This is a genomic window from Litchfieldia stipae (assembly GCF_014837155.1).
Classification (GTDB): domain Bacteria; phylum Bacillota; class Bacilli; order Bacillales; family Bacillaceae_L; genus Litchfieldia.
Genome location: NZ_JACYHA010000039.1, coordinates 1 through 10,297, shown reverse-complemented (window position 1 = coordinate 10,297; position 10,297 = coordinate 1). Strand labels below are relative to the sequence as shown.

The following is a 10,297-nucleotide window of genomic DNA, read 5'->3' as shown; positions in this document are numbered from 1 at the left end:
TCGTCTAGAGGTAGAATACTTAAAAAAGTTACGAGCTTTTCAGATGGATCCGGAAAACTATCTCGAAAAGCACAAGCAGCATTATCATTCGAACTCAAAGAAACCTTCAAACTAAAGGATGTTTTACAAATCGTCGGTATTCCTGAATCTTCTTATCATTACCATATTAAAATGATGAATAGAGTAGATCCGGACCAAGAATTAAAGGAAACCATTCACTCTATATTTGTTGAGAATCATGGTAATTATGGATATCGTCGTATCCAACTAGAATTGAAGAATCGTGGAATAGAAGTCAATCATAAGAAAGTCCAACGGATTATGAAAGAAATTGGTATTAAAGGTGATAAGTTTACTCGAAAATCACGCAAATATGTATCTTATAAAGGAACGATCGGAAATGTTGCGCCAAACCGTATTAAACGTAGGTTTCACACAAATGTTTATCATCAAAAATTAACGACAGACATAACGGAATTTAAGTGTTCTGAGAATGCGAAATTATACTTTAGCCCAATTATGGATATGTACAATGGAGAAATTATATCTCATGGCATAGATATGCGTCCAAACTTAGAATTAGCGCTCAGACCTCTCGAGAAAGCACTAGAAATAGTGAAAGATTCACCATTTAGAACGACCATACATTCTGATCAAGGTTGGCATTATCAGCATAATAAATGGGTAAATAAGCTTAAGGATCACAAGGTGTTCCAAAGTATGTCCCGTAAGGGAAACTGTTTGGACAATTCACCTATGGAGAATTTTTTTGGATTACTAAAGCAAGAAATGTACCACGGAGAAACACTATGCTCATTTGATGAATTAAAAAAGAAAATTGAAGATTATATCCATTACTATAATAACAAGCGAATTAAGCAAAAATTAGCTGGTATGAGCCCGGTTGAATACCGTAAACATACCAGCCAATTAGCTGCTGCATAAAATAAACTCTAACTTTTGGGGGTCACATCAGAACCGTCCCTACTATTCCTTACCCTAACTTTCGTTTAAATTCTTTACTTGCGAAGAAGTAAGCGATGACCATAATCCCGAAGCACCAGGCAAGTGCAATCCAGATATCGTTACCAACAGAACCTTCATCTAACAGTGCTCGAATGGCATTTACGATGGAAGTCACAGGTTGGTTCTCAGCGAACGCGCGGACAATTTTCGGCATGGTTTCGGTTGGTACAAAGGCTGAGCTAATGAACGGCAGAAATACCAGTGGGTACGAGTAGGCAGTTGCCCCTTCCATAGATCCTGCTGTCAATCCTGGAATAACGGCCAACCATGTCAGAGCAAGCGTAAATAGCCCGAGAATCCCTGCTACAGCAATCCAATTCAGAAGATCAGCACTGGAACGGAATCCCATTAAAAGTGCGACCAGTATAACCAACACAATTGTAAGGGAATTGGAAACTAGTGAAGTTAACACGTGAGCCCACAATACTGATGACCGCTTAATGGGCATCGTAATAAAACGTGACATCAGCCCGTTCTTTACATCCGAAAACAGCCGCACGGAAGTATACGCGACACCCGATGCAATAGCCATCAGCAAAATTCCTGGCAATAAATAATTGACGTAGTTGTCGGTACCTGTATTTATGGCTCCACCAAATACGTAGACAAATAGCAGCATCATCATAATCGGAGTAATAGCTACCGTAATAATCGTATCCGGGCTACGCATGATGTTGCGCATTAATCTTCCTAGTAAAACACCTGTATTGCTCTTCATTTACATCTCCTCCTTTTTACCGATAATCGAAAGGAATATTTCCTCCAAAGTTGGCTGTTTCTCAATGTACTCCACTTTCGCTGGTGGGAACATCTCTTTGAGTTCAGTTAGGGTACCGGTCGTGATGATTTTCCCATCATGTAGGATAGCGATACGATCCGCCAGTTGTTCCGCTTCCTCCAAGTACTGGGTCGTCAACAGGATGGTCGCTCCACTACCAGCAAGCTCCTTGACCGTATTCCAGACTTCAATACGCGCTTCGGGGTCAAGTCCTGTCGTTGGTTCGTCGAGAAAAATGACAGATGGCTTCCCAATCAGGCTCATCGCGATGTCCAACCTACGCTTCATTCCACCAGAATAGTTGTCAGCGCGGCGGTTAGCAGCATCTCTCAGGCTGAACCTTGATAGCAGACTGTCCACGACTTGAGCAGGATTAGATACCCTCCGCAACTTGGCAACCATCATCAGATTTTCCCGCCCGGTGAGCATACCGTCTATAGCTGAGAACTGTCCTGTCAGGCTGATGCTCTGACGAACATCATCTGCTTGACGTTCGACGTCAAAGCCACAAACAGCAACTTCACCACGATCTGCCTTCAGCAGGGTCGATAGAATGTTCACCGTTGTCGTTTTGCCTGCTCCATTTGAACCGAGCAGTGCAAAAATTTCGCCACTTTTCACTTCAAAATCCACCCCCTTAAGAACGTCTTTGTCTTTAAATGATTTTTTTAACCCTTTCACAGAAATTGATATATTACTCATATTTTTTCCTCCTTTAAAATGCTATCCAAGGTCGCGTGCATGAACAGAAAATGACTGTACTTTGTCTGATATGCGATGTTGACTTTCTTCAGAAAATTCACATCGTCTCCAGCTATTAAGTGTGACTGATATTCTGTACCACTTACTACCTAGTTAAAAATAAAACTGAATAACAAGGGTGCAATACAATACACACGTGTAGCCAGCTATTCAGTCCATGTATTTTTATAAATTCACTTTTTTCTTAATCGGTTTAAGATACTCTGATTCAAATCTTCACGATATCTTTCAACATAAGTTTTTGCGTTTGCTACTAATTCATCAGCAAAGGCTGCTACATCTTCTCCAGTGACTTCCAGCACCTGTCTTCCTTCTGCCGAACTAGTTTCAAATAAATCGATTAGTTCATACTGGATTTTCAACATATCCATACCGTTCCCAGCTGTAAAATTCCACATGTAGTTTTGTATTTTCTTATATACAAATTGGTAGTCTTCAGGAAGTGCTTCTACCCTGGCCATCATCATTTTGTACTCTTTCTTATCAAATATCATTTTTTTGAACTTTTCTAACATGCTTGATTCCTCCTTCTATTTATAAAAATAAACGATATATCTTATGAACCTATTGTGATTTCAGACTGTTTATTTTTGATGATACAAAATCCCATTTTTCCCAAAACAGTTCTAGTTCCTGGCGACCAGCCTCATTTAGTGTATAAAATTTGCGGGGCGGTCCCATATCTGACCGTTTCTTATCAATATTCACCAGATTTTTCTTTTCTAATCGAACGAGAATGGTATATACAGTCCCTTCCACGACTTCGCTAAATCCAAGATCGTTCAGGCGCCGTGTTATCTCGTAACCATAGGTTTCTTCGCGACTAATGATTTCAAGTACGCAGCCTTCAAGCGACCCCTTCAGCATTTCAGTTAAATTCTCCATATTCGAAACCTCCTCTATTTAGTCTGACTTATATTCAGTATCACTTAGTACCAAAGAAAAAAATATACTAAATAGCATGTAGAACATCTCACTATTAAGTACCGCTTATTACTAGTACATTGTAACACTGAATAGCTATCGAGTCAACTCAACAAATTGGGAACAAATTGGGGACGGTTCTAACGCTGCCAAATTCAGTCCTGACAACGTACGAACCACCCCCTGTTTTCATGCTTGTTTCTTCTCAATAAATCGACAACTAGGGTAATTGCTACACCCCTTAAATGAACCGTACTTTCCAGAGCGTTGAACTAATGCTCCTCCGCACTTGGGACAGGTATTCGAATTCACTTTTTGTTGCTCCACTTGAAGGGTTGATCGAATCTTTGATACATGCTCTTTACGCTTATTTTTGTCGGGCTTATGAACAAATGAAAGACGTGTAACCATTCTTTTCACTTGTTGTTCAGTTAGTACTGGTTTCGTATAGCCTTGTATTGTTTTTAACAAATCTGTTGTATACACAACCTGTACATTGCTACTCTTCACATCCATTTCTTTAATTGTAGCACTTGGACTAAATGCAATAATTGAATGAAAGATTGCATCATCCTCATTCTCAAGGAAACCCTGAATTGCTTTAATGTGACCATAATTTTGATGAATTGGGTTATAGAAATTTGATTTCTTTTTATAAATTGTTTGGGTCCAATACTTATTTCGTTCACTACCAAAGATCCAACCCTTATAATTCTTCGTCTCTATCACAAAGATTCCATATACTGAAATAATGACATGATCAATTTGACTTGTCTTTCTACCTTTTGTGTAGAGCATGAAGTCGTTTTTAACACTATACTTCTCTTTATCTAGCTTCGCTAGCATCATACTTACTTTTGTTTCTCCTATTAATCCTTTTATATTGGGATTACGTGATAAAATTGCTAGTACAACTGCTATAATGATGATGGTGATAAGCATATGTTTCACTTCATTTCTCAGGAAATATTTTTCTACATTATAGCACATGTTTTTACAATTTTTATCTTTTTTATGGAATATTATTGAAAAACACTATAACAAAAGAACTAGGTATTTCCACTTAATATCAGAGTCCTGATCTTGAACTGCCTATTCAGTCTTACCAACGTCAGAACCCCTCCCGTTTTACCACTTGGGCAATTTGCTTCTCTCCATTCTTCTCAAATACCTTATATGTCTTCATTCCAATTTTCTCTGCAACCTTCTGTGATGGGATGTTTCTAATCACCGTGTATGAATAAATCCTTGAGTAATTCAACGCATCAAAGGCATAATTCTTACACGCGTTTGCTGCTTCTGTTGCATACCCTTTATTCCAATAGCTCTTTATAATATGAAAACCGATCTCTGGTACGATTTCACCATCGATTTCTTGCATTGTAATGCCACAATCTCCGATAAATGTCTCCCCGTCTTTTAAAATAACTGCCCATAATCCATGGTTAAATTTTTTATAATTCTCGATATTCCAATGAATCCAGCGCTCTACCTTCTCTTGATTAAATGGCTGTGGGTAATATTGCATGGACTCAGGATCAGACAGAACCTTAGCTAACTCCTCAGAATCTTCTATTTTTAATTCTCTTAAATACAATCTCTCTGATTCGATTATTTTCATTCTTCTACCTCCTTCATTTCGGAGTTTGGCATCATGTAATATGTATTATTTTCATAAAATTCGATATTTTCACACGGGTATTTGTTACAATTATTTAAAGAGTTTAGTTGTTTTTTTAGAGGGGAGATGCTGTTTTGTTTACTTTATTTCTCATTACTCATATTGCAACGGGGATAATTTGTTTAATAAGTGGTGTCATCGCTATTTCTTCCAGAAAAAAGAAAGGAAAGCATACCATTTCTGGTGAAGTATATCATTGGTCTTATGTTTTCGTATTTATCACAACTGTTATCATGTCCATCATCCGCTGGGAAGAAAGTGCTCATCTTTTTTATATTGGTGTATTCTCTTACTCACTTGCGTTATTTGGTTATTTGTCATCAAAAAAGCGCTGGAAAAATTGGTTGATCTCTCACATAAGTGGGATGCTAGGCTCTTACATTGGGATTGTCACTGCAACGATCGTAGTAAATGTACCTAAAGTTCCTATTTTGAATGAACTCCCCATCTTGTTATTTTGGCTTTTACCAACGATCATTGGAACTCCTCTTATTTTTAGAGTAGTGAATAAGTATACGCCAAAAATGAGATAACAAACCAAAGTCTTTTCTATTTCTTTTGTCTTATAATTTTATATACGTACCAACATCCCCAGCCGCCTAACAAAGGTCCCATTAATATTATTACTCTATTTCTGTTGACTAACTTGGGACGGTTCTTACGTTGCCAATTTCAGGGGTTGGCAGTGTGAGAACCGTCCCCATTTTGCCCCCCACTTTGCCCTATTTCTGCTTCAATATTGAGTACATGTATAAATCATCAAATTTTCCACGTGTAAATTCATAACTTCTCAACAAACCTTCTCTCTCAAATCCGAGATTTTCTACTAACTTTTGTGACGGTAGGTTAGGTGGTTCAATTAAAGCTTCAATCCGTTGAAAGTTCATCTGTTCAAATCCATAATTTATAATTGCTCCCACTGCTTCAAGAGCAATACCCTTTCCCCACTGGTCCTTGCTCAATTCAAAACCAATCTCCGTGCGGTAATGCTGAGACACGCTGTTATGAAAACCACAGCTACCAATTACACGATCTTGGTCTTTTAATGTAATTCCCCATCTAATCCCAGTACTATTGTCTTGAATCGACTGATACCATGAAATCTCCTCTAACGCATCATCTATGGATTGGAATGGATCTAAACCATAATATTTCATTACATCTTCATCAGAAAGATACTTTAATACGTCTTTTGCATCCTCATTTGTCACTCGTCTTAAAACTAATCTATTCGTCTCAATTACTGGAAACGTCATGTTGAAGCTCTCCTCCTAAATCCTGTTATCATTCATTTTATCTTCCTTTTGAACTATAATCCTATCAATTCTCATTTTTCTAAATTATAGCACAATGGGGACGGTTCTTGCTCTGCCATCTATAAAATTGGCAGAGTAAGAACCGTCCCATGATTGACTCATGTTAAGTTAAGATAACCATTAAGAGGAGGGATCTCATGAAATTTGTCTTATTGTTTGGACCACAAGCGGTTGGGAAAATGACTGTTGGACAGGAGTTATCTAGAATCACAGATTTGAAGCTTTTTCATAATCATATGACGATTGATTTGGTCAATCATTTCTTTGATTACGGAACGAAAGAAGGAAAAAGACTTGTCAACTTATTTCGTCAGGAGATATTTGAAGAAGTTTCAAAGAGTAATCTGTATGGATTGGTTTTCACTTATGTTTGGGCGTTCGATATGCAAGAGGATTGGGATTATGTGAATCAAATCATTCAGTTGTTCGAATCTAGAGGTGGGACGGTCTACTTTGTAGAACTTGAGGCTGAGTTAGATGAAAGACTTGAGCGTAATAAAAGCTCTAATCGACTTAAACACAAGCCCTCAAAAAGAGACATTTCATGGTCTGAACTGGATTTGAAAGAGTCAATGGAGAAATACAGATTGAATTCAGTTGATGGTGAACTAAACTATTCTAATTACATAAGGATAAACAATACAAATTTAAGTGCAGAAGTAGTTGCAAAAAAGATCAAAGATACATTCCAATTAAGCTAATGAAAGAAGGACGGTCCCTTTCGCTGCCACGTTTAGCAGTGCAAGAACCGTCCCCTATCTGCCCTATCTGCTATCTACGCTTTGTTTTATAAACTGAAATAATTGCAATTACACCAATAACTACTAATGCAAGAATAATCCCAATCCCGAAAGGTCCATCAAAAACACGTTCAAAAACACTTTTTACACCATATTCAGCTTCTCTTTGAGCTTTTAAATACTCACCTTTAGATTGTTCTATAGCAATCGCTTCTTCCGTACTCACTCCTTCAATGGAATAATATTTGGTTCCTTTTTCATAGGCATTTGAAAAATTACCAGGAAAACTTTCCATATCTGAGTATCTCGTGACCTTCCCAATTACTTCCCCAACTTCAGTCACTTCTTCATCGCTAACGACATAGACATACCCTTCCCAAACGACAAATGGATACGCCCATGAAGTAGCCAACGGCTTACTTGTTGGTACAAGAAAAGTAGCAACTACAATGAACATCATCACGCAAGAGAATATTTTTGTCTTCTTTTTCATAGGAAAAATCCCCCTTTGTTAAGTAGACGATTTATCTACTCACTAAGTTACAAAAACGAATTAAGGGCGGTTCTTACTCTGCCATAGCAGAGCTAGAACCGCCCCCATTTTACCTTATCTCAATGTTTTTAACGCGCCACTCCAAGCGATTACTTGGTCAAGCATAGCATTTACATTGTCATGATGAATGTCAGCTGGCTTGAATGTAGTGAAGTTTTCAAAATCAGTAAATAATGAAAGAGTAGGATGAACACGGACATCTGCAATCAATAACTCACCCATGATTCCTCTTAAATGCTCAGCTGCACGTGCACCACCAGTAGAACCATAGCTTACAATACCAGCTGCTTTATTATTCCAAGCTTCGCGTGCGAAATCAATCGCATTTTTCAACGCACCCGTAATACTGTGATTATATTCCTGAACGATAAATACGAATCCGTCTAAGCTGTTTAATTTCTCGTTCCAAGCAGCAATTCCAGGTTCAGTTCCATCAGTTGTTCCTAGGAATGGTAATTGATAATCAGCAATATCTACGATTTCATAGTTTGCATCTCCACGTTGTTCAGCAATTTCTTTAATCCATGCTCCTACTTGTGGGCTCACTCTTCCATCTCTTGTGCTTCCTAAAATAATCCCTACATTTAATTTTTCAGTTGTCATTGTTCTTTTCCTCCTATTTCATTTTCTTATTTATTTTTCTAGATTTTGTGCACCTAACCCAATTCTCTTTAATAGATCAATGAGTTGTTCTTTTTCATCATTTGAGATAAATGATAAATTCTCAGAGATCGTTGAAACATGCTTTGGAAATATCTCGGCAAAAAGAACTCTGCCTTCTTGTGTTAGGACAACATTTGATGCCCGTCGATCCTTTGGATTTGGCAGTCTTTCTACTAATCCCTTCTTCTCAAGTTTATCAACAACATAAGTAATGCTACCACTTGGAATCGAGAAGATCTCACTAATTTTTTGCACAGGATGAGGCCCTTTACTGTAAAGCAATTCGAGTATCATGAAATTTTCATTATTAATTTGATGACTTTCAATATCCTTCTGAATATTGGTCGCTACTGCTTTCGTTGCCTTCATCCAAATACGAAATAGTCTTAAATCCAATTCATTTTGATTTTCCATCCTTCGAGCTCCTTTACTATTTATGATAAGTGATTTCTATATAAAGGATTATTAATCTTAGTTGGAATCTCTATCAATCAAAATGTCCTATTACTTACAATAACATACTTTAAATTGGAGCACGATTTATCAGCCGCCATGTATATGAAAAACCTAAAAGTTCAGGATGAATACAACTAATCCTAATACTAATAGAATCATTGGCATGCCCATGCTTTTAATAGAATCTTTGATTTTGATATGAGTAAGGATAGCCCCAATCATCGTTACGACAATGATTAATCCACCCCAAACAGCCAATCCTTCAATCCAAATACCTGCAATAACTAAAACAGCAGCAGCCAGTTCTACTAATCCGGTAAATACTCGGAACCATGTTGGATAGCCATAATGTTTAAAGCCTTCCACCATTTGCTGCGAACCCAACTTCATAAATCCAAACATTAGGAATCCTAATCCTAATAATACTTGAAGAATAATTGATAATACAGTCATTTATTTGTCTCTCCCTTTTTACTCTAAAAATATTTATCCTAAACTTAGGTCTTTTTTATCCTAACATTAGGGTATTTTATTGTCAAGACAAAATGGGGACGGTTCTTGCGCTGCCAAATTTATAATTGGCAGCACAAGAACCGTCCCAACTTTGCATTAAATTGCATCATCGTCAGCTATCCGCAAAACCTTTTTCTGATATACTGCTTCATATTTCAGTATACGTTCCTCAATAGACAGAGATGATGGAAATAAATCTTCTCTATCATAATGTGGAAAAACAATGTTGTCGGTAATTTTCAAGCCCGTTAAGTCCTTCAAATTTACTGTGTTTAAGTGTGGTGTGAAAAAATCCACAATGCTAATATCCGGACCTAAAATTACTGCCCCTGCCGATACTCCGATAAGTATGACATTTCCCTCACTTAATGCTTTTAGTTTTTTATCTGCTCCACTGTTTTTCAAATGATAAAGTAGATAAAATGGATTGCCACCGTTTATGTAAATTACATTACATTCTTCTAATCTTTCAATATCATCAAATTCTACATCTATAAATTCAACCTTATTGAAACCCATTGCTAGAAAGTCTGTCCTAGCTCGTCTAGCATATTTATTATCAGCTTTTTTATCTGAAGCAGTAGTTATAATCCCAACCTTTAAATTAGTTGGTGAATCTATTAAAAGTTCCAGGAACTTTTCTTTAATTGAATTTGTACTAAGACCGCTAGATGTAAAAAGTATTTTCCCCATTGTCTCCCCTCCCTCTATAAATATTGATTTATCAACGGTTTGAGCCGTTGTTGGGGTGTCAAAAAAATATTTTTCGACACAATTCCTAACAGAATTTATATATTATGTGTAATTATTCCAACCTACGGGTACGCTACGCGGTCACTACTGGATAATTATAGAAAGTAGTGATAGGGAATTATGCGATGCACA

15 protein-coding genes are annotated in these 10,297 nt (G+C 37.2%); 3 read left to right on the top strand and 12 right to left on the bottom strand.

Annotated elements, in window-relative coordinates:
* Positions 1 to 945, top strand: a 945-nt coding sequence (locus tag F7888_RS21930; protein WP_191783472.1) for an IS3 family transposase, incomplete at its 5' end; no start/stop codon positions are given.
* A 49-nt stretch (positions 946 to 994) separates the two neighbouring features.
* On the opposite strand, the gene F7888_RS21925 is transcribed toward F7888_RS21930, so the two are convergent.
* The 6 genes from F7888_RS21925 to F7888_RS21900 form a co-directional block, all read right to left on the bottom strand.
* Positions 995 to 1,744 (bottom strand): ABC transporter permease, encoded by a 750-nt coding sequence (locus F7888_RS21925; protein ID WP_191783470.1) that lies wholly within the window; start codon positions 1,742 to 1,744, stop codon positions 995 to 997.
* Entirely contained in the window at positions 1,745 to 2,506 is a 762-nt protein-coding gene (locus F7888_RS21920) for an ABC transporter ATP-binding protein (protein WP_191783468.1), read from the bottom strand.
* Between the two features lie 233 nt (positions 2,507 to 2,739).
* Complete coding sequence (locus F7888_RS21915) at positions 2,740 to 3,081, bottom strand: DUF1048 domain-containing protein (protein WP_191783466.1); 342 nt, start codon at positions 3,079 to 3,081, stop codon at positions 2,740 to 2,742.
* A gap of 49 nt (positions 3,082 to 3,130) precedes the next feature.
* On the bottom strand, positions 3,131 to 3,451 hold the full coding sequence (locus tag F7888_RS21910; protein WP_191783464.1) for a PadR family transcriptional regulator: 321 nt from the start codon (positions 3,449 to 3,451) through the stop codon (positions 3,131 to 3,133).
* 228 nt (positions 3,452 to 3,679) lie between these two features.
* On the bottom strand, positions 3,680 to 4,432 hold the full coding sequence (locus F7888_RS21905; RefSeq protein WP_191783474.1) for an NERD domain-containing protein: 753 nt from the start codon (positions 4,430 to 4,432) through the stop codon (positions 3,680 to 3,682).
* A 169-nt stretch (positions 4,433 to 4,601) separates the two neighbouring features.
* Positions 4,602 to 5,111: a GNAT family N-acetyltransferase gene (locus tag F7888_RS21900; RefSeq protein WP_191783462.1), complete on the bottom strand. Its 510-nt coding sequence runs from the start codon at positions 5,109 to 5,111 to the stop codon at positions 4,602 to 4,604.
* Positions 5,112 to 5,245: 134 nt separating this feature from the next.
* On the opposite strand from F7888_RS21900, the gene F7888_RS21895 reads away from it, so the two are divergent.
* The gene (locus F7888_RS21895) at positions 5,246 to 5,704 is read left to right on the top strand and encodes a DUF2306 domain-containing protein (RefSeq protein WP_191783460.1); all 459 of its coding nucleotides are present in this window, start codon (positions 5,246 to 5,248) and stop codon (positions 5,702 to 5,704) included.
* A 189-nt stretch (positions 5,705 to 5,893) separates the two neighbouring features.
* Here the strand turns inward: F7888_RS21895 and F7888_RS21890 are convergent, their stop codons facing one another.
* Positions 5,894 to 6,427, bottom strand: a complete 534-nt coding sequence (locus F7888_RS21890; protein WP_191783458.1) for a GNAT family N-acetyltransferase — start codon at positions 6,425 to 6,427, stop codon at positions 5,894 to 5,896.
* 197 nt (positions 6,428 to 6,624) lie between these two features.
* Between F7888_RS21890 and F7888_RS21885 the strand changes: the two genes are divergently transcribed.
* Complete coding sequence (locus tag F7888_RS21885; protein ID WP_191783456.1) at positions 6,625 to 7,188, top strand: AAA family ATPase; 564 nt, start codon at positions 6,625 to 6,627, stop codon at positions 7,186 to 7,188.
* A gap of 70 nt (positions 7,189 to 7,258) precedes the next feature.
* Here F7888_RS21885 and F7888_RS21880 read toward each other — a convergent pair whose 3' ends face one another.
* The 5 genes from F7888_RS21880 to F7888_RS21860 all read right to left on the bottom strand — a co-directional run bounded on the left by F7888_RS21880 (position 7,259) and on the right by F7888_RS21860 (position 10,105).
* On the bottom strand, positions 7,259 to 7,720 hold the full coding sequence (locus F7888_RS21880; protein ID WP_191783454.1) for a hypothetical protein: 462 nt from the start codon (positions 7,718 to 7,720) through the stop codon (positions 7,259 to 7,261).
* Between the two features lie 114 nt (positions 7,721 to 7,834).
* Positions 7,835 to 8,383, bottom strand: a complete 549-nt coding sequence (locus tag F7888_RS21875; protein ID WP_191783452.1) for an NADPH-dependent FMN reductase — start codon at positions 8,381 to 8,383, stop codon at positions 7,835 to 7,837.
* Between the two features lie 30 nt (positions 8,384 to 8,413).
* Entirely contained in the window at positions 8,414 to 8,857 is a 444-nt protein-coding gene (locus tag F7888_RS21870; protein ID WP_191783450.1) for a MarR family winged helix-turn-helix transcriptional regulator, read from the bottom strand.
* A gap of 153 nt (positions 8,858 to 9,010) precedes the next feature.
* Complete coding sequence (locus F7888_RS21865) at positions 9,011 to 9,352, bottom strand: DoxX family protein (RefSeq protein ID WP_191783448.1); 342 nt, start codon at positions 9,350 to 9,352, stop codon at positions 9,011 to 9,013.
* Positions 9,353 to 9,508: 156 nt separating this feature from the next.
* Positions 9,509 to 10,105, bottom strand: coding sequence for a Type 1 glutamine amidotransferase-like domain-containing protein (locus tag F7888_RS21860; protein WP_191783446.1), 597 nt, complete (start codon positions 10,103 to 10,105; stop codon positions 9,509 to 9,511).
* Positions 10,106 to 10,297: the final 192 nt, after the last annotated feature.